This window comes from Paenibacillus sp. MDV22-iso6 (assembly GCF_058408365.1).
Genome location: NZ_JBZVDZ010000001.1, coordinates 399379 through 418049, shown reverse-complemented (window position 1 = coordinate 418049; position 18671 = coordinate 399379). Strand labels below are relative to the sequence as shown.

Here is an 18671-nt window from a genome sequence, read left to right as displayed (position 1 = left end):
GCCAAAGGTGTTGGATCCAAAAAAAATACCAATAAAGCAGCCCATTTCTCAGGCTTCTTTATTGGTATTATCATTTAAATCGTCTGTATTTATCCCTGCGGTCCGGCTGCTGCAATTTTCGCGATTCGTTCGTTTACATTTCCCTCTTCATACCAACCACCGTGATAACAGAGGATTTTTTCGATGTCATATGCAGCAAATTTGCTTAGCGATTCGTAAGCTTGCTTCAAATCCGGTGTCTGCACGGGGTTAGGTCCTTGCAGTTGTCCCCCGCGAATTAACATGGCATCACCAGCAATTAATGTTTTGGAAGCAGGTTGGTACAAACTGATATGCCCAGGTGTATGTCCTGGCGTCTCAATAACAATGACTCCGCCACCGAATGCCAATTCGTCGCCATCTTCAACAGTATCTGTAACGACAGCTCCAGACACTAAAGGGAAATGGGACGTTTTGAGCTGCACTGTTGGAGGCATTTGTTTTAGAAGGGGAAGCTCTCCATCGATATAAGGACGATCAGCAGCATGTGCATACACCTTTTTACCCGGATAGGTCTTGATGATTTCGGTTAGATTGCCAATATGATCCGGGTCCTGATGCGTGAGCAGAATACCTGTTAACTGTTCAATGGAATATCCAGCTTCCTTCAACTTGGAGGATACTTCTTGCACCATTCCCGCCACGCCTGTGTCCACAAGAATTAATTCATCTTCCGAATATAACAGCGAAGGCGTGAATGTCCACATGCCTTGCGGAAGCTCAATACCGAGTTCGAGAGAAATTACACCTGATTTTTTCATTTTTATGATCTCCTTTTACGCTTGGATTGTGAGTTCATTCATTAGTTCACATAATGCTTCAATGGCATTGTCAGAGAAAAACAATTCCATGTTGGACTGGGTAACGGTTGCCGTTTCCGCCGCGTACTCAAACATCTTGGTTTCATATTCCTGCACGGCTTTGTCAAGATCAGCATGATTTATAATGGAATTGGCAAGCTCGGCAGCATCCAGCATTGCCAGATTGGCCCCTGCTCCCGCAAAGGGAGACATCAGGTGGGCGGCATCGCCTATCAGTGTAACGCCAGATTTATGTTCCCACTGGTGAGGGACAGGCAGCATATATATTCGTCTGGGTGTGATTGCCCCGTTAGCACATCGGATATAACTCTTCAGTTGTTCGTCCCAATCTTCAAATAACGGCAATATCTTTTTCTTCGCTTCTTCCAAGTTCTCAAAAGGAATATTGCTCTGTTCCAGCCAATCTCGTTCCACCTTGAAACCCAGGTAAACCCGAATCCGTTTGTCCCCATTCAGCTGTGCCATAATTCCTTTGTGATCACCCAGGGCAAACATACTTCCCATCCCATTAAATGCTGCAAGTTCGGGAAACTGGGCTGCGGCATTCAGGATGTTAAGTTCAACCATGCTCACACCCGAATATTCTGCGGTTGCATCACTGACCAATGGACGAACTTTGGAAAAAGCACCATCTGCTGCAATGACCAGATCAACGGTTTCGGTAAACCCATTGTCAAACTGCAGTTCATGTTGTCCCTGACCAAGCGGTACAGCCTTCAACAATTTACACCCCCATTGAATGGAATTCGGCTGCAGCGAGTCAAGCAGCATCGTCCGCAGCACGGAACGGTCGATTTCTGGACGGTCATGTTCTGTGTGATCAAGGGCTCCCTGGGCATCAAGCAGAATGTTTCCTTTTTTATTTGAAAGTTTTAACGCCTGTCCTTCAAAGCGGCAAATGGCATGGAACTGATCGAGTAGTCCGGCCATCTGTAATGCTTTTTGGCCGCTCTCCTGATCCAGATCAAGTGTACCTCCCTGTTCGCGATACGCCGGATACGGGTCACTTTCATACACGACAGGACTGTACCCTGCCTGCTGCAAGATCCTTGCCAGCGTGAGTCCACCAGGACCCGCTCCAATAATAGCGATACGTTTATGTTGATTACTCATAGCAATCACTCCTAGATTTATTGGTTAATTTCATGTTGTTTTCCTGTTCACAAACTCATCTTAGCGCTTGAAGTTAAACTGAATTTAAATGGATAAAGAAATCAGCATATTCATCTTCTCGTCAGAATGTTTCACATCTGAAGATCTGACGAAAAACCAAAAAAGCACCAGTCGTTAAACGACTGATGCTCCACTAAATCCGATCCCATATTCCACACATTCAATCTAATTTCAAGATTTTTCAGTGATCAGGGGTAAACTCACAACAAATTCCGATCCCTGTCCCAGCTCACTTTTGGCAGTAACTTGTCCGCCATGCATCATCACAATTTTTTGGACAAGAGACAGCCCAAGTCCATTGCCTCCCAGGGAACGGGTTCGAGCTTTATCCGCCTTGAAAAACCGTTCAAAAATGTGCAGCTGATCTTCTGGTGAGATGCCCACGCCATTGTCCGTGATTGCACATACGACCTCATCTTGATGACAATCAAGTTTTACCCCAATAGTTCCTTCTTCTGGTGTGAATTTGATTGCATTATGCAGAAGATTGATCCACACCTGACTTAGCAAATCCTCGTTCCCTATAATCGTAGTCACAGGCAGAGATACATCCAAATGAATTTGTTTTTCAGCCCACTGGGGTTCCAGCATAAGAAGGATGTTCTCAAGTTGTCTGTCCAAACGATAAGCTTTCTTCTCCATGGAAGTATAATCGGACTCCAATGCGGAAAGACGCAACAAATTACCACTCAGCTTGGATAATCGCTTACTCTCCGTTTCAATAATATCTGCATATAACACGATTTGCTCTTGATTCACACTTTTATTTTTCAGCAACGAGGCATACCCACTGATGGAAGCGAGCGGGGACTGGATCTCGTGAGATACATTGGATATAAAATCCTGGCGCATCTTTTCCACCGAGCCAAGTTCTCTAGCCATGGTATTTACGCTGTCCACCACCTCCTGATACGGGCCCTGTTCGACCTCCATCTTCACAGAAACATTGAAATCTCCCTTGGCAATCCTGCTCATCGCTTCAAGCAATTCTGTACGTTGTTTATTGAAAATGAATCTGCGATCCTTCCGTTCTTCGCCACGGATCCATGCCCACACGTAACCTACCAACGGCATAAGAGCCAAGCCAACAATCGCAGTAAGAAGATGGGCAATCAGTTCCGGGGGATTCCCAGTCACCTTATAGATCCACTGCATTAGCACATATCCAACACATAGAGATACACAGAAGAGCACCAGGAAGAAAATCGTTCGCCTTATAAACATATCCATCTCCGCTCGATTGAAAGCCCCTTCTTTCTTCAAGGTGTCTCCTCCAATCGATAACCCAATCCTCGAATGGTTGTAATCTTGAAACCTGCCGTCTCCGGTTGATAACGCTCTCTCAACCGATTGATATGTACATCCAGTGTGCGTTCATTTCCTTCAAAATCATACCCCCATAAATCCTCAATCAACTGATTACGGGAGAGTGTTTTATTGGCATTACCCGCAAGCTTAAATAACAATTCAAACTCTTTCATAGGAATCGTATGAGTATTCCCCTCCATAATGACAGCATAACTGCTTCTGTCTAGCGTGATTCGTCCAACGGTAACCGATTGGGAGGCATTTATTTTATAACGCTTCAGCAATGCCTTCGTACGGGCTATCAGTTCAGCAGGTTCAAACGGTTTGGTGAGGTAATCATCCGTACCCATTTCAAATCCTTTGACTTTTTGAGTGATATCCTCCTTCGCAGTTAGCATTAAAATCGGAATATCCTCATGATAGCGCCGAAGCTCGCGACACAATTCAAAACCGTCCATATTTGGCATCATAATATCTATAATGCAAAGGCTTGGATTCACTTCTGCTACTTTTTGCAGCGCATCATGTCCATCAACCGCTTCAATTGTAAGAAATCCCTCCTGTTTCAGGATCGTACTTACAAGTTCGCGGATATAAACATCATCATCGACAATTAGAATTTGATTCATTACCGGACCCCCTTTCACTCATTCAGGAAGATCGTACGACACGAATTTAAACAAAATATAAATAGCGTAGAATCTATTCGTATGACCATCTCATTTTGAATAATGAATGACCATGCTTAATTTATTCGCAGAGGCACCCGAATTTTTATAGCCATGGGGTTTGTCCGCGCGAAAACGGATCGACTCCCCTTGTTTTACCGTATAATCCTCTGCACCAACCCGAATCGTAACTTCCCCTTCAAAAACTGTAATAAATTCCTCTGCTCCTTCTATATGTGGTTCAGCATTCAAAGAAGACTCTTCATCCATTTCCATCATGTACATTTCAAAACGGCGTCCTTCTTCGAAGGGAAAATGGGGATAAATCCGAATCTTTCCCTCATCCTCCATCAATGCTTGAATATCACTGCCCGTTACAACTGTAGTGTCCGACTTTGGCTCGTGGATTAAGGCAGTGAACGAAATTTTCAGGCCGTTCGCAATTTTCCATACCGTCGCTATTGTAGGGTTGGATTCACCACGTTCTATCTGACCCAGCATCGTCTTGCTAATTCCAGACATTTCGGCAACCTTGTCCAGACTAAGCTTTCTTTGTTCCCTGAGCTGCTTCAAATTCTGAGCCAGAACAACATTAATGTTTTTCAATATACAGTCACCTCTGTTTTAAAAGATTATATTGTGCTATATAGCGTACATATTGTACAATTATAAAGATCGTACGTTATATCGCACGTTTCAGTTAAATATAACATACAACAAGAATGAAATGTGGAGGACTTATGAATATCATTCCGTTACTGACTTACGCAATCGTTGCTTCATTCACACCGGGTCCCAACAACATCATCGCCATGACTCACGCAAGAAACGAGGGATTCAAAAAAATTATTCCGTTTATTGCCGGCGTAGCAGCTGGCTGCTTGCTTATTATGTTCCTGTCTAGTTATTTCAACCTTATTCTGCATCAATACATCCCTAGGATCAAACCGGCCCTGAACATATTGGGGTGTGTATACATGATCTATTTGGCGATCAAAATCATGCGAAGTAAACCTGCAAATGCCAAAGATCCAAAGGTCAATCGTTTTACGTTTCTCTTTGGCTTCACCCTGCAATTCATCAACCCTAAAGTCATTCTGTATGGTCTTACGGCCATCTCGGTATTTGTTATGCCTCTTGGAGACTCTCATGTTCATATGATCGTATTTTCGTTACTTCTAACCATCATTGGCATTAGTGCCAATATGACTTGGGGGTTATGCGGTATGTTATTTCAGAGCTTTTTACTGAAATATGAACGTCCTTTTAATATTCTAATGGGTGTTTTGCTCATCTATAGCGCCCTATCGATTTTAAAATAAATGCAAGAGAAAAAGCGTCCTCCCATCGAATGGCTGGACGCTTTTATGTTTATTTCAAATTACCTCAGTTTGATCTCCACCACGGTTGGCTTGGGTAAGCTCCCGTATGCAGCACAACCTTCTCACCGATTTTGGGTGTTGCAATGGTGACATTCAGGGCATGTGCAGCCTTGGTGATTCGTTCAATCGGCTCGTTCCAGGCATGATAGGCCAACGTAAATGCTGCCCAATGAATCGGGATGAGCAGCCCTCCCCTTACATCCAAATGAGCCTGTACCGTTTCTTCCGGCATCATATGAATGTTGGACCAACGCTCATCATATTGTCCGCATTCCATCAGGGTCAGGTCAAAGGGTCCATACTTACTGCCGATTTCCTTAAAATGAGGACCGTATCCGCTGTCGCCGCTAAAGAAAACCTTCGTTTCTTGTCCAGCAATAACCCACGAACACCACAGTGTCGAATTGCGGTCCAACAACCCTCTGCCCGAGAAATGCCGCGCCGGCGTGCAGGCTAATGTCAGACCTTTGAAGGATAGCTCATCCCACCAGTTATGTTCGGTAATCTGTTCCGAGGGCACACCCAGTTGAATTAGTCTTCGACGCACGCCGAGTGGGACGATAAACCGCTGTGTTTTATTTTTCAATCTGCGGATAGAGGAATAGTCCAGATGATCATAATGGTCATGCGATATAATGATCGCATCCAAGGCTGGAAAGTCCTCGGGTTGAATTGGCAGGTTAGTGCTGTATCGTTTCGTACCCGCCCAAGATACAGGAGATGGACGGTTGCCCAGCATTGGATCAAAGAGCAATCTGTGTCCTTCGATCTCAAGCAAAAAAGCCGAATGACCGAACCATGTTACCTGCGGATGATCGGATACATTTAACGATTCCGCTGGTTCATATTTTTCTACGGGAATGTTACCCGCAGGTCTTCGCTCTATACTTTTCCGCATGGAATCTTTCAACATGCTCACGAGGGAGCTGAAGCTCATACCTGCGGATGTCGGAACCTGATTTTCGTATTTTGTCATTATTCATACCTTCTGTTCTCTATAATCAATCATTCGAGCGATCATTCAATCTTGAGTAAAACAGGAGCAATATTAGCCTTTATATTAAATCATTGCTCGTTTATAATCAATTCGCCTTCGGTTATCTGAATGTAATATTTCAATTAACTTCATTTCAATGGAGCCAATGGACCAATTCGAAAATTAAGGTGGAATTAAGACTCTGTTTTCTCTCCAATAAGATTGGGCATATATGATAGAGAAAATACAGAGAGAGTATGTGAGAGATGATGAAAAAATTTCGCAGAAGATTATTTAAGACGTTTATATTCGGAGCAGTGGCTTTACTTCTCCTTCTGGTTACGGGCTTGATCTATCAACAAGTGAGTACCCGTCAGGATCAGAAAACATTTATTCCGCCTGGCAAGCTCTACAGCATACATGGTGACAATATGCATTTATATACGGGTGGTCAAGGAGATGCAACAGTTGTCCTTGCATCCGGGTGGGGCACAGCTGATCCTTATGTAGACTTTTATCCGCTCTACGAAAAGCTTGCACCCTATACGAAATTCGCGGTTTACGATCGCTTTGGTTATGGTTATAGCGATATGACCGATAAGAAACGCGATGTCGATACCGTGGCAGATGAATTGCACGAGTTATTAGAGGTATCTGGGCAAAAGCCACCATACGTTCTGGTGGGCCACTCCCTCGGTTCGCTGGAAACACTCCGGTTTGCGCAAAAATATCCGGATGAAGTTCAAGGTATTGTCATGTTGGATGGGGGAAGTCCGGAATATTACGCCAATGACACTGACGATATAGCAAGTGTGATTGGTGGCTTCATGAACCAATTCCGGATCAAAACGGGTTTGTTTCGGTTGACTTTACAGTCTGACGCTGTTGTGGAAGCTTCCAATGCCAATCGCAACGGCCTGAAGTTTGTACCAGATGATCTGAAGAAAATAGATACCACGGCTCTATTGCTTAACTATGGGAATGCCAACACCGTGGATGAGTTGCGTGAAATGACAGCCAATGCCAAGGTTGTCGTCGACAACAAAAAGCCCTTCCCGTTTCCACTTACCATACTGACAGCAGATTACTTCGGAGCCAGTGAGCCGATATGGGATAAAACCCAAGCTGAATTTACGTCCTGGTCGGAACATTCCAAACATGTAACTGTTATGGATACCGAGCATTATATTCATCAATATCACCCGGATCTTGTTGCCAATGAAATATTGGAACTGGTCAAGAAGTAGATTCCCTGAACAAACGCTAAACAAGCAGTACAATTCGTTTCAAAATAAAACCCTAACGATTCTGGTAATCGTCAGGGTTTTTATTTCGTTAGTGCCGTTACTGTGCTAGTGCCATCCTCGGTGTTAGCGATCTGAAATGTGCTAATGCCTCTTGGACCTCCGTGGTCGTGAGACCGTGTCGATCAAAATAATGCACGATCTCCCCCAGGTCAGCTCCATCACCGCTGTATATCCGCTCAATCTTTCGAATAATCTCTTGTTGTAATCGCTCTCGAATCCGCAGGCAACTAACAGGTTCACATAGCCAAAAATCAGTTCGTTTGACCTCCCCTGTTGCAGTCCATAACAAATTCTCATATCGAATGACATCCCAATCACGATAACCTGCCTGAATCTGCTGAAGTTCTGTTGAAAACATATCATATATTAGATTGTGCGGTATGTGTCCATACGTTGCCCGATATTGTCTCAGATTGAATCCTTCGATCCATTCTGTCAGCACAAAATTCCCAGGAGCGTACGCATACAGTTCGGGAACATGAAGGTTGTTTTGCAATGATAAGAGCGCCTCACATTCAAATTCTCCATCCACTTTTCCACGAGGAGTATATACCTTAAGGCAGTACTCTTGTAAACGATAAACAACCGACTGCTTTCCCATTAGTGAAGCTTGCATGGTCAGATGACCATTTTTCTCATAACGATCTAGCAATTGTTCAATATTCGCAGGAATTGATTTAACGATTCTCATAAAGACGTCTCCTCGATTATAAAATACACTCTAAAACGTTTTCCTCTATCCGTTATCATTCATTAATCTACTCTCTATATTATCTTTAAAATTCCATATGAACATATACAATTTCACCAGAACATGAACTATTTGCTTCCAACATCGAGATTTATTCTTTTCGACTGTCAGGTTTATTTTCACTCTAATGGATGGAACCCGTTTCATGTCAAGGTACAAAAAAACGATGCCCTCTATTGAAGAGAGAGCATCGTTTCATTTCTTATATGACTTTTAATTAATGCATAGGACCTTGTTGGCCCTGCTGAGCACCGACCTTAACTCGTTTTACGAAGAGTGAAGTGATCAGACCAATCACAGCAAGAACCAGTGCGAAAATAAATGCATTTTGTACACCGGATGTGAAACCTGCCAACTGATTCTCTGGGCTCTCAGGATCCGTCACACCGCTCAAGAAGCGGGTCTGACCTGCGCTCAGTATACTTACCGCAACAGCTGTACCAATAGCTCCGGATACCTGCTGCAATGTATTCATAATCGCCGTTCCGTGAGGATAGAAATCAGGTGGCAATTGATTCAAGCCGTTGGTTTGTGCAGGCATCATAATCATTGAAATCCCGATCATCATGAAGATATGCAGCGTAATAATCTTGCCCAGAGTCGTTGTCGGAGTGATTCCAGTGTACAAGAAGAGTACAACAGTTACGATCGCAAGACCGATAATCACAAGCCACTTCGGACCGAATTTGTCAAACAGACGCCCCATAACCGGGGACAAGAATCCATTCAGCAAGCTGCCCGGCAGCAGAACCAGACCGGCAGTCAGAGCCGTAACCGCCATACCTTGTTGCAGGTACATCGGCAGGATCAGCATGGATGACAACATCATCATCATACAAAGGAAGATCAGAATCAAGCCAACTGTAAACATTGGATATTTAAACGCCCGCAGATCCATCATCGGCTGTTTCATTCTCAATTGACGGATGCTGAACAGCAGCAAAGATAATACTCCAATAACCAGTGTGGCTACAACGATAGGACTGGTCCAGCCACCGCCACTTTCCCCATGTCCTCCTGCACTACTGAATCCGTACACGATACCACCAAAACCAAGTGTGGAGAGCACAATGGAAAGAACATCAATTTTGGGCTTGGTCAGCTTCGAGATATTCGGTAAGAACAGCAAGCCGCATACCAATGAAATAATGAAGAACGGCAAGGAGATCCAGAAAATCCAGTGCCAGCTCAGATTGGCCAGAATCAGACCCGAGATACTCGGTCCACTTGCTGGTGCAAACATGATAACCAAACCGATCAATCCCATGGCAGCGCCACGCTTTTCAATCGGGAAGATAACCAATATAGTGTTGAACATTAGTGGCAGTAACAGAGCTGTACCTATAGCTTGCAATACCCGCGCCACCAACAGAATTTCAAAGCTCGGTGCAATAGCAGCAACTATCGTTCCTGCAATCGAAAAAATCAGAGAAGTCGTGAACAACTGTCTCGTCGAAAACCATTGTAACAGCATACCGGAAACCGGCACCAAAATACCCAAAACGAGCAAATAACCTGTCGTTAACCACTGAATGGTAGTAGGTCCAACTTCGAGCAAGCCCATAAGCGGTGTCAATGCCACATTTAGTGCCGTTTCACCGAACAGACCAATAAAGCCGCTAAGTAACATGGCGAATAAAATCGGAAATACTTTATATTGTTTTGTTTCTTGTTGATCCTGTACAGAACCAGCCTTCATGGAAGCCTCCACGATCCCATCCTCCTCAAACAATCTGACGATTTCTATTTCTCTTTACGAAGCTTATTGCTTCTCTTTTGCATTCTTCGCCACAACGGACAAATAATCAGCAGCCGTCAGCAAAGGCTGTTTGTCCTGGTTGGTCAGGCTGATAATTAATGCGCCCTCCATTAAGGAAATGACGAGTAGTCCCATCTCTTGTGCTTTCTTTTCACCTATGCCATCCAAAATCAGATGTTTCGTAATGATTTGCTGCCATCCTGCAAACACGTCCTGACAGGCAATTCGCAATTGTTGACTGATGCACGAGGTCTCCACGGCTGCCCAGAAACTAAATGGAAGAAAACCCGTAAAACCTGCCGCCTCCGTTTCAATGGCTAAGTCATGAATAAATTGCTGAATGGCATCCCCCGTATTATCATGAGCAGCAAACACTTCTTCAAACTTCTGCAGAATGTTTTCATTGGCTTTTTGAATGCACTCATGAGCGAGCTCTTCTTTGCCATGTGGGAAATAATGATATAACGAGCCTTTTGGCGTACTGCTCTCCTTAATAATCTGATTTAGACCGGTCGCATGATATCCTTGTGAAAAAAACAGTCTGGCTGCTGTGCTGACGATTAGTTCTCTAGCATTAGACTTTTCACTCAATAAAGCCACATCCTTAAATGAATTATAACAATCGGTCTATATAATTAAAACCGTTTCGAAAAACACTGTCAACCCTTATATTTCGGCCAATATTCGTGATAGCGCTATCAATTCAGTGCACGGAAAGAACAGGGAGCAAATTATCCTTGATAACATTATAAAAACATAATATCCTATTGGGATAGTATACATTAACCATGATATACTGATCATTACAATAATGAATAGAAAGGTGTTTGCCATGGAAATGCGAATGATCAAGACCTTTCAAACGATTGTAAAGCTCGGGAGCTTTCAACAGGCAGCAGAAGCTTTGCAGTATTCACAACCCGCCATTACGCTGCATATGCAGAAACTTGAGGCTGATCTGGGTATGAAATTACTGGATAGAGGCAAAAAGATTAAATTGACGGAAGCGGGGAAAATATTTTACGCCAGAGCCGATCAACTTCTGAAGGAATACGAGTATTTGACAAATACGATCACCGACATTCAACAGGGACAAGCGGGGTTTGTACGAATCGGAGTATCTGAGCCAACAGCCAGCCATCGGCTTCCTGCTATTCTGTCTTCTTTTGTAAAACAGAATCCCAAGATTAAGCTCAGTGTGCGCATCGGGGACAGTAAGCTGCTTAATGAACTGCTAATTGATGAGCAGCTTGACTTTGCCGTCTGCCCTTCTCCTGAGACGAGTATGGAAACCGAGTTTCAACCGCTGCTTTTTGAACCGATGGCATTGCTGTTGTATGATTCACATCCATTTGCTCAGGGTGATGAAATCCATTTGGCAGATCTGAAAGGACAACAATTCCTATTCACACCCCCTAATTGCCCGATTCGCATCCGTATTGAGCAGCTATTGGCCGAGAAAATCGACAGCGATTATCAGGGAATCGAAATAAGTAATATCCGATCTCACAAATATTATGTACAAGCCAAATTAGGCATAACCATCGCTCCGATTGCAACAATCTGCCCAGCCATTCCCGGTACAGTTATCCAAAAAATTGCCGATCTCAAGGTTGGGCCCATTGCAGGCATTTTGCGTAAGCGAAATATACCGCTTGGTTCCGCGAGCGAAAAGCTGATGCTAGACATTCGAGCTGCGCTGCTTCAGAGCAATTTATATGTTCCTGAATTTGAACTCCCTTCCCAGCTGGCTATGCCATAGAATTGACTCACCAGCTGCCATTCTATTTTCTTTTTCAGGGCGCAAACTACTACTTGAGTCTGCCTGCCGTGCGTCCACCATCTACCGTTAGTATGCTGCCTGTAATAAATGAAGCCTGGTCAGAAGTCAGATACAATATCGCTTGGGGAGCGTCATCTGGACCTGATGTTCGGCCTAGCGGTGTAATGTTAATCATATGTTCCGTATGCTCCTTCGTCATCACACTAACCTCACTGCCGGGTGCATAACCCGGCACAACTGCATTTACCCGAATGCGATAGGGGGACAACTCCAGGGCAAAGGTTTTGGTCAGCATCTCGATTCCTACTTTCGAAACCGAATAATTCCCCATGCCGACACCTGCGGTGGAAGCTGCCCCAGAACTTATATTAATGAAGGAACCTTCGACCTCGCTCGCAATCATCTGTTTGGCAAAATGCTGAGTAAGCAGAAATGGTGCTGCCAGATTTAGATCCATCGTCTCATTCCAATGTTGAAGCGTCATGTTCATGAGTGTGCGGTATGGATATATTCCCGCATTATTGATGACGATATCCGGCGCTTTCCATTGCTGTTCGACCGCTTGAACCAATTCATTAATGGACTTTTCATCCACAAGATTCGTTACATGCCAATGAACATCCACTCCCTCCTGCTTCAGCTCATCTACTGTATTCCTTAGTGCATCCTCCCGGATATCGGACAGATAAAGGCTCGCGCCTTCGGCGGCGTATGCTTGTGCAATCCATTGGCCAAATACACCTGCCGCTCCAGTAATAACTACCTTTTTCCCTGCAAATGTTCGTTCCGGCATGACTGTCGCTCCTCTATACCATGATGTTCTTGCTGTAAACAGTCTGCTTCACCTTGGGTTAATTCCAAACGAGATTCTTTCCGGCCTCCACGACAAGTCGCTCTGCCTGCTTTATCTCATAGCCAATTCGATTCACCTGACGTATAAGTGATGTTTGGAGTCTGAAAAAGGCTTCACTGCCTACTTCGGCTACCGCCAGAAGTTCGATGTCTGACAGCGCAGGCACAAGTGTATGACTGCCTGCCGCATCATGATCATACCGGCTGCCTCGAACATAATTGATGGGAACCAGCCATCTGCTAAGTGACAATATCGTTCGGTTCGCTTCTGTAACAGAAGCATCCGCCAGGGACGAGGAACCTATCCGGTCATAGAAATGGTCTGTGGCATTCTGTAGCTGCTGGACCCTGCTTGTTAAGCGCGAAAGATCAAGCTTGTCTCCGATAAGCTCTCTATAATAGCCCATTCGTTCGGAAAGGGTTCGGATCGCGTGTCTCTGATCAATTGGAATAATGGGAGCAGAGGCAGCATTATAGACGGCAGCTACGTACACTTTGCAATCACGGGCCAGATAATCTCCATCAATTTTATCCAGCGTATCCTCTGTCGTATGCCACCACCAGCCAAACCAGCCCTCAGGCTGATAGGACAGCCCCATAAAAGCAGACGGAAGTCCAGCACCCCAGAAAGACTGATCTCCCGACCTTCCAAACGGAGAACCGCGAAAAGGTTCATCCGTTACGGTGCGTATGGCATCAGCACATAGTGTCCGTGTCTCTGACATTGTATTGGCTGCACCGAGGTGACTCGCTCCCTTGGCGCCCACGGAATCAATATTGATATGCAACACCCCGTTTTCGTGCAAATCTTCCCAATGAAGATCGCTGTATAATGCAGAGCCGGCATATCTGCCGTGGGAATGGCCTGACCAAAATGCGAACCGAACGGAGCGCCGCAGCGTGTTACGATGCAATGATAATACCCGTGCCGTCTCCACCATGACGGCATTGGCGGAGCCGTTATCCATCGCCCCATAATGCCATGAATCCACATGTCCGCTAAACAACACAAAGGATTCTGGTTCTTCCGTCCCCTTTATCTCAGCAATCAAGGTCGGAATGTTCACCCAGTCTGTGCGCACTTCCGCGGTCAACGTAATCTCTACATTCTCTCTTTCTTCCACGGCGATTAAAGACTTGATCTGCTCTCCATCTGAATGGTTGACCGACAGAACCGGAATAGACGGATAGCCATCATCCTCTGGTGTCGGATTTCCCCACACGGAGGAAACGATCATTTCATGCGTGTACGGACCGCTATTGATAAATATGACCGCTACTGCACCCAACTGCTGCAAACGATAAATCGTGGGCCCATTCGCAAGCCCATGAACGACCACCGCATGACCTGTCACTTGATTGGCCCAGTCGGTCTGGTCTATATCCATTAGCTCAATGAATCTCAGAAGTGTGCTCAACTGTTCCGTCTTGGCTGACATGGAGTGCGTAATAGCTGCAAAAGAAATGCCGCCGACCTTAAGTTCTGCTCTGACAGGGATACTGATGTAGGCTTTGTTAAACGTAAGCTCGGTGGTCAACCCAAAATCCTCAAGCTGTTCCTTAATATAATGGAAAGCCCGTAGTTCCTCTTCGGAACCCGACAAACGAATCTCCTTCGCAATCTGTCTGTTATATTCAAGCAGGAGATCACGGTCGATCTCATGCAGTATGGAGTGCACCTCCGACTGTTGCTTCAACTCAGTCATGTCGATTCCCTCTCTCCTCATTGCCTGCTGCAACACCCAGGGCAACCCTTGATTCATCATCACTGCTCTGGTTCAAATAACGGATGGCTGTTTCTCCAAGAACCGATATTCCTGTAACAATCGCTTGCTCATCAAAAATAATGGAATCACTGTGAAGGGGAAGCTCTGAACGGGCATCTTCTTCTGTTATTGTGCCGAGTCGGAATATGGCACCCGGCACAAATTCGAGATACGCACCAAAATCTTCGGCGCCCATGGATGGCTCCTTCAGATACACCACGGCCTCCCGGCCAATAGTATCTTCCGCTGCCTGTTCAATCACATCGACGATATAATCATCGTTTATTACAGGAGAACCGCCGCGGTAGTAATCAAATTCCGCTTTACCACCGAACCCTTCGGCAATGGCCTCAATGAGGCGCTTCATATATACGGGCACAGCTTCACGCGTCTCAGGATTGTGCGTACGAATGGTACCTCTGAGTTGAACCTCCCCAGCGATAACGTTATACGCATTGCTATTGCTTTGCAGTTTCGTAATCGAGATGACGGAAGAATCAAGTGGAGACAGGTTTCGGGATACTACCGTTTGCAACGCAGTTATAATCTGGGCAGCAATGATGACCGGATCGATGGTTCGATGTGGATAGGCAGCATGTCCACCTTTTCCCGTCACTCGAATATCAAAAGCATCTGCCGCTGCCAGCATGGCCCCTTTTCTCAAACCAATCTTGCCAGCAGGCAAATCCGGCCACACGTGGAGCGCAATGATCGCATTCACTTCCGGATTATGCAAAACACCTGCAGCAATCAGATCCGTTGCGCCTCCCTGAACTTCCTCTGCAGGCTGGAATATAAACTTCACTGTTCCCTGAAGCTCATCCCTGTGCTCACTTAATGCCGCTGCTGTTCCAAGAAGAATGGCAGTATGCACATCGTGCCCACAAGCATGCATCACCCCTTCGCGAACGCTGGCAAACGGCAATCCTGTCTGCTCTACGATAGGCAGTGCATCCATATCGGCACGAATTCCAATGGTTCTTCCCTCGCGTCCACCTTTCAAAAGCCCAACAACCCCTGTGCCGCCTACACCCGTCTCTACTTCGAGACCAGCATCCTCCAAAAATTGAGCAACCAGCTTGGCTGTTTCAAACTCCTGGTGACCAAGCTCAGGATTCTGGTGAATATGGCGGCGAAGCCGTATAGCCTCGTCCTTCCACTTTTCGGCTGAACTACGAAAACTCATTGTTTCATTCCTCCTCTATTCATCGTATAAATGACACTGCACTTCACGGTCTGGAGCGACGAATCTTTTCTGTGGAACGACCTGTCGGCATGTCTCCATAACGTATGGGCATCGGGTATGAAAAACACAGCCCGCAGGTGGATGAAGTGGCGATGGAATCTCACCGCTTAATACAACTCTTTCCCTTTTGGCACGGGGATTCGGGATCGGTACCGCAGACAATAATGATTTGGTATAAGGATGCAGAGGATCGGCGAACAAGGCTTCCGCGGGCCCCTGCTCCACCATCTCGCCCAAATACATCACACCAATACGGTCGGCAATATGGCGTACAACGCTAAGGTCATGTGCAATGAATAAATAAGAAATGCCGAGCTCTTCTTGGACCTCTTCCAGCAAATTAATGACTTGGGATTGAATCGATACGTCCAGCGCTGATACGGGTTCATCACATATAATGAGCTTCGGTCCAAGGGCCAACGCTTTGGCGATGCCCAGCCTTTGACGCTGACCACCTGAGAATTCATGGGGGAACCGCTCGTAATGTTCTTCACTGAATCCAACTTTGCGCAGCAACGACATGGCTGTTTCCATTCTGTCCCGTTTGTTGCCCTTCTTGTGGATTAATAGCGGCTCTTCAATGGAGTAGCCAATGCGTTTACGAGGGTCCAGCGAGGTGTATGGATCCTGAAATACCATCTGCATATGCTGCCTATAGCTTCGCAGTTCTTTTTTGCTTAACCCCAGAATATCCGTGCCCTCATAAAATGCTTCCCCTGATGTTGGCTCAACAAGTCTGAGAATCGACCGACCGAGTGTGCTTTTACCGCAGCCGGATTCGCCCACCAGGCCAAAGGTTTGTCCTGTGTGGATGTCAAAGGATACCCCGTTGACGGCCTTGACTTGCCCCTTGGTTCTGCCAAAAGAAGATCGCACAGGGAAATGTTTGTTCAGATTGCTAACCTGTAGCAGCGGCTTCGACTCAACCAATGATTTCGAGTTCATGTGTCTCCTCCTGAATCGTTGCTATTCCGGGATACCAGCAGCGTACCGAATGGTTCTCGTCCACCTGTTTCAAGGAAGGCGCTGCTCGTAAGCATTGTTCATCCGCATAAGCGCATCTTGGAGCAAATCGACAGCCTGTTGGAACCTGATGCAGCGCGGGTACCGTTCCCTCAATGACGTGAAGCTTGCTGTGCTGTTCGCCATCAATACGAGGAATGGATTTCATTAAACCTGACGTATACGGATGCTGGGGATTGAAAAATAAATCGTCCACGCTTGCCTCCTCCACGACCTGTCCAAGATACATGACAGCCACTCTTGTACACGTCTCTGCGACTACACCCAGGTCATGTGTAATCAGGATGACACCAAGTCCCGTCTTCGCTTGCAGACTTTCAATCAGCTCTAGGATTTGCGCCTGAATCGTCACATCCAGTGCCGTCGTCGGTTCATCTGCAATAAGCAGTTTCGGATTACAGGCAAGCGCCATGGCAATCATGACCCTCTGTCGCATCCCTCCGGAGATTTCATGCGGATGTTCATCTACCCTCTTCTCCGGTGAGGGAATACCTGTCATACGCAGCAGGTCCACGGCAGCCAAACGCGCCTGTCTGCCATTCATGCCTTGATGCAACTTCAAGCTCTCGGCAATTTGTTTGCCAATCGTCTGAACCGGATTCAGGGAAGACATGGGGTCTTGAAAGATCATGGAGAGTTCATTGCCACGTATGCGTTCCATTTGTCTTTTGGACAAGCTTAAGAGATCGGTACCTTCGTAGAGGACTTCACCCGAGTAATCCACGTAATCTTCATCAAACAGTCTAAGAATGGATTCGGCGGTTACGCTTTTCCCGCAGCCGGACTCACCTACGATGCCCAACGTCTCCCCGGCAAGGACGTGGAAGGAAACACCTTCCACCGGGTGAATGGTTCCTTTTTCGGTTGAAATGGACACTTTCAGGTCCTTCACCTCAAGCAGCGGTTGTTTTCCCACGACGTCTCCCCCTTTTCACCTTATTCGCATGTGGGTCGAGCAGATCTCTAAGGCCATCGCCGAACAGGTTCAGACCCAGTACAACGAGCACCAGGAAAATGCCTGGGAAGACAGTCATCCACCAAGCGTTGTAAATCACCGTTTTCCCGTCAAAAAGCATATTCCCGAGACTTGGGGACGGGGAAGGAATACCTGCTCCAAGAAAACTTAGAGAAGCTTCCGTCAAGATCGATACGGCAAAAATAAAGCTGGATTGGATTATGAGCGGAGACAGCGTATTGGGCGCCATATGAATCCAGATGATGCGCCAGCTGCCTGCTCCCTGTGCATGTAATGCTTCGATATAAGTTAATTCCCGAATGACCAGCGCCTTGGAACGAATAATTCGGGCCATCGATGGAATGAAGATAATACTTAGAGCGATAATGACATTGCCTGGATTCGGGCCAAGAGCCGCCATAATGGAGATGGCAAGCAAAATGGACGGAAAAGCAAACAAACCATCACAGATGCGCATAAAGATATGATCCAGTACCGAATAACTTGCAGATAACAGCCCAACAATCATGCCGATCAATGAAGATACAACCGTAACAGCAAAACCAACCGCAACTGAAATACGCAAACCGTATACGGCGCGAGTGAATACATCACGTCCAAAGTTATCTGTGCCAAATATGTGCTGCCCGTTGGGGCCTTTGAGTCGATTCACCGGATCAATCTGTAACGGCCCGTATGGTGTAAGTATCGGCCCCATGATTACCAGAAGCACAACAACAAGCAGAATTCCCGCCCCTGTGGTTAACAACTGATTATGCATAAAGCGTCTGAATACGATGCGCCTGTTCTTCCTTTTGTGAAGTCCTGACGTAGCGATGGTGGTATCCGGATTGGTTATCAA

18 protein-coding genes are annotated in these 18671 nt (G+C 45.9%); 3 read left to right on the top strand and 15 right to left on the bottom strand.

Going from position 1 to position 18671, the window contains the following annotated elements; genetic code table 11:
• Window positions 1–89: 89 nt before the first annotated feature.
• The 5 genes from AC4PM4_RS01845 to AC4PM4_RS01825 form a co-directional block, all read right to left on the bottom strand.
• Window positions 90–800, bottom strand: coding sequence for an MBL fold metallo-hydrolase (locus AC4PM4_RS01845; protein WP_491612580.1), 711 nt, complete (start codon window positions 798–800; stop codon window positions 90–92).
• 15 nt (window positions 801–815) lie between these two features.
• Complete coding sequence (locus AC4PM4_RS01840; protein ID WP_491612578.1) at window positions 816–1973, bottom strand: FAD-dependent oxidoreductase; 1158 nt, start codon at window positions 1971–1973, stop codon at window positions 816–818.
• 231 nt (window positions 1974–2204) lie between these two features.
• A complete protein-coding gene (locus tag AC4PM4_RS01835) occupies window positions 2205–3296 on the bottom strand; it encodes a sensor histidine kinase (RefSeq protein WP_491612576.1) in 1092 nt (363 codons plus the stop codon).
• Window positions 3293–3970, bottom strand: coding sequence for a response regulator transcription factor (locus tag AC4PM4_RS01830; RefSeq protein ID WP_063563564.1), 678 nt, complete (start codon window positions 3968–3970; stop codon window positions 3293–3295). Before AC4PM4_RS01830 ends, AC4PM4_RS01835 begins: the two co-directional genes overlap by 4 nt.
• Window positions 3971–4060: 90 nt before the next feature.
• A complete protein-coding gene (locus tag AC4PM4_RS01825; RefSeq protein ID WP_063563563.1) occupies window positions 4061–4615 on the bottom strand; it encodes a helix-turn-helix domain-containing protein in 555 nt (184 codons plus the stop codon).
• 134 nt (window positions 4616–4749) lie between these two features.
• On the opposite strand from AC4PM4_RS01825, the gene AC4PM4_RS01820 reads away from it, so the two are divergent.
• Complete coding sequence (locus tag AC4PM4_RS01820) at window positions 4750–5331, top strand: LysE family transporter (RefSeq protein ID WP_063563562.1); 582 nt, start codon at window positions 4750–4752, stop codon at window positions 5329–5331.
• A 64-nt stretch (window positions 5332–5395) separates the two neighbouring features.
• Here the strand turns inward: AC4PM4_RS01820 and AC4PM4_RS01815 are convergent, their stop codons facing one another.
• On the bottom strand, window positions 5396–6367 hold the full coding sequence (locus AC4PM4_RS01815) for an MBL fold metallo-hydrolase (RefSeq protein ID WP_063563561.1): 972 nt from the start codon (window positions 6365–6367) through the stop codon (window positions 5396–5398).
• A gap of 266 nt (window positions 6368–6633) precedes the next feature.
• Between AC4PM4_RS01815 and AC4PM4_RS01810 the strand changes: the two genes are divergently transcribed.
• The gene (locus tag AC4PM4_RS01810; protein WP_491612574.1) at window positions 6634–7614 is read left to right on the top strand and encodes an alpha/beta hydrolase; all 981 of its coding nucleotides are present in this window, start codon (window positions 6634–6636) and stop codon (window positions 7612–7614) included.
• A gap of 97 nt (window positions 7615–7711) precedes the next feature.
• Here AC4PM4_RS01810 and AC4PM4_RS01805 read toward each other — a convergent pair whose 3' ends face one another.
• The 3 genes from AC4PM4_RS01805 to AC4PM4_RS01795 all read right to left on the bottom strand — a co-directional run bounded on the left by AC4PM4_RS01805 (window position 7712) and on the right by AC4PM4_RS01795 (window position 10775).
• Entirely contained in the window at window positions 7712–8365 is a 654-nt protein-coding gene (locus tag AC4PM4_RS01805; RefSeq protein ID WP_491612572.1) for a protein kinase family protein, read from the bottom strand.
• Window positions 8366–8642: 277 nt separating this feature from the next.
• Window positions 8643–10124: a DHA2 family efflux MFS transporter permease subunit gene (locus AC4PM4_RS01800; protein WP_064640890.1), complete on the bottom strand. Its 1482-nt coding sequence runs from the start codon at window positions 10122–10124 to the stop codon at window positions 8643–8645.
• Between the two features lie 63 nt (window positions 10125–10187).
• A complete protein-coding gene (locus AC4PM4_RS01795; protein ID WP_063563558.1) occupies window positions 10188–10775 on the bottom strand; it encodes a TetR/AcrR family transcriptional regulator in 588 nt (195 codons plus the stop codon).
• 253 nt (window positions 10776–11028) lie between these two features.
• Here AC4PM4_RS01795 and AC4PM4_RS01790 point away from each other — a divergent pair, with 253 nt between their 5' ends.
• The gene (locus tag AC4PM4_RS01790) at window positions 11029–11946 is read left to right on the top strand and encodes a LysR family transcriptional regulator (protein ID WP_218670775.1); all 918 of its coding nucleotides are present in this window, start codon (window positions 11029–11031) and stop codon (window positions 11944–11946) included.
• A gap of 49 nt (window positions 11947–11995) precedes the next feature.
• Here AC4PM4_RS01790 and AC4PM4_RS01785 read toward each other — a convergent pair whose 3' ends face one another.
• From AC4PM4_RS01785 to AC4PM4_RS01760, 6 genes are read right to left on the bottom strand one after another with little or no spacing between them, the layout of a single operon-like run.
• Window positions 11996–12760 (bottom strand): SDR family NAD(P)-dependent oxidoreductase, encoded by a 765-nt coding sequence (locus AC4PM4_RS01785; RefSeq protein WP_491612570.1) that lies wholly within the window; start codon window positions 12758–12760, stop codon window positions 11996–11998.
• 58 nt (window positions 12761–12818) lie between these two features.
• Window positions 12819–14525: a M28 family peptidase gene (locus tag AC4PM4_RS01780; RefSeq protein ID WP_079694383.1), complete on the bottom strand. Its 1707-nt coding sequence runs from the start codon at window positions 14523–14525 to the stop codon at window positions 12819–12821.
• Window positions 14518–15771 (bottom strand): M20 metallopeptidase family protein, encoded by a 1254-nt coding sequence (locus AC4PM4_RS01775; protein WP_079694384.1) that lies wholly within the window; start codon window positions 15769–15771, stop codon window positions 14518–14520. Before AC4PM4_RS01775 ends, AC4PM4_RS01780 begins: the two co-directional genes overlap by 8 nt.
• A 15-nt stretch (window positions 15772–15786) precedes the next feature.
• Window positions 15787–16776, bottom strand: a complete 990-nt coding sequence (locus tag AC4PM4_RS01770) for an ABC transporter ATP-binding protein (RefSeq protein ID WP_063563553.1) — start codon at window positions 16774–16776, stop codon at window positions 15787–15789.
• Complete coding sequence (locus tag AC4PM4_RS01765) at window positions 16754–17770, bottom strand: ABC transporter ATP-binding protein (RefSeq protein ID WP_072732671.1); 1017 nt, start codon at window positions 17768–17770, stop codon at window positions 16754–16756. The genes AC4PM4_RS01770 and AC4PM4_RS01765 overlap by 23 nt, the downstream gene beginning before the upstream one ends.
• Window positions 17748–18671, bottom strand: coding sequence for an ABC transporter permease (locus tag AC4PM4_RS01760; RefSeq protein ID WP_371121291.1), 924 nt, complete (start codon window positions 18669–18671; stop codon window positions 17748–17750). Before AC4PM4_RS01760 ends, AC4PM4_RS01765 begins: the two co-directional genes overlap by 23 nt.

Bases quoted from the DNA above. Each gene is read 5' to 3' on its own strand.
- AC4PM4_RS01840 (WP_491612578.1), bottom strand. From the start codon at position 1,973: ATGAGTAATCAACATAAACGTATCGCTATTATTGGAGCGGGTCCTGGT.
- AC4PM4_RS01810 (WP_491612574.1), top strand. From the start codon at position 6,634: ATGATGAAAAAATTTCGCAGAAGATTATTTAAGACGTTTATATTCGGA.
- AC4PM4_RS01805 (WP_491612572.1), bottom strand. From the start codon at position 8,365: ATGAGAATCGTTAAATCAATTCCTGCGAATATTGAACAATTGCTAGAT.
- AC4PM4_RS01845 (WP_491612580.1), bottom strand. From the start codon at position 800: ATGAAAAAATCAGGTGTAATTTCTCTCGAACTCGGTATTGAGCTTCCG.
- AC4PM4_RS01790 (WP_218670775.1), top strand. From the start codon at position 11,029: ATGATCAAGACCTTTCAAACGATTGTAAAGCTCGGGAGCTTTCAACAG.
- AC4PM4_RS01820 (WP_063563562.1), top strand. From the start codon at position 4,750: ATGAATATCATTCCGTTACTGACTTACGCAATCGTTGCTTCATTCACA.
- AC4PM4_RS01815 (WP_063563561.1), bottom strand. From the start codon at position 6,367: ATGACAAAATACGAAAATCAGGTTCCGACATCCGCAGGTATGAGCTTC.
- AC4PM4_RS01770 (WP_063563553.1), bottom strand. From the start codon at position 16,776: ATGAACTCGAAATCATTGGTTGAGTCGAAGCCGCTGCTACAGGTTAGC.
- AC4PM4_RS01800 (WP_064640890.1), bottom strand. From the start codon at position 10,124: ATGAAGGCTGGTTCTGTACAGGATCAACAAGAAACAAAACAATATAAA.
- AC4PM4_RS01780 (WP_079694383.1), bottom strand. From the start codon at position 14,525: ATGACTGAGTTGAAGCAACAGTCGGAGGTGCACTCCATACTGCATGAG.
- AC4PM4_RS01785 (WP_491612570.1), bottom strand. From the start codon at position 12,760: ATGCCGGAACGAACATTTGCAGGGAAAAAGGTAGTTATTACTGGAGCG.
- AC4PM4_RS01775 (WP_079694384.1), bottom strand. From the start codon at position 15,771: ATGAGTTTTCGTAGTTCAGCCGAAAAGTGGAAGGACGAGGCTATACGG.
- AC4PM4_RS01830 (WP_063563564.1), bottom strand. From the start codon at position 3,970: ATGAATCAAATTCTAATTGTCGATGATGATGTTTATATCCGCGAACTT.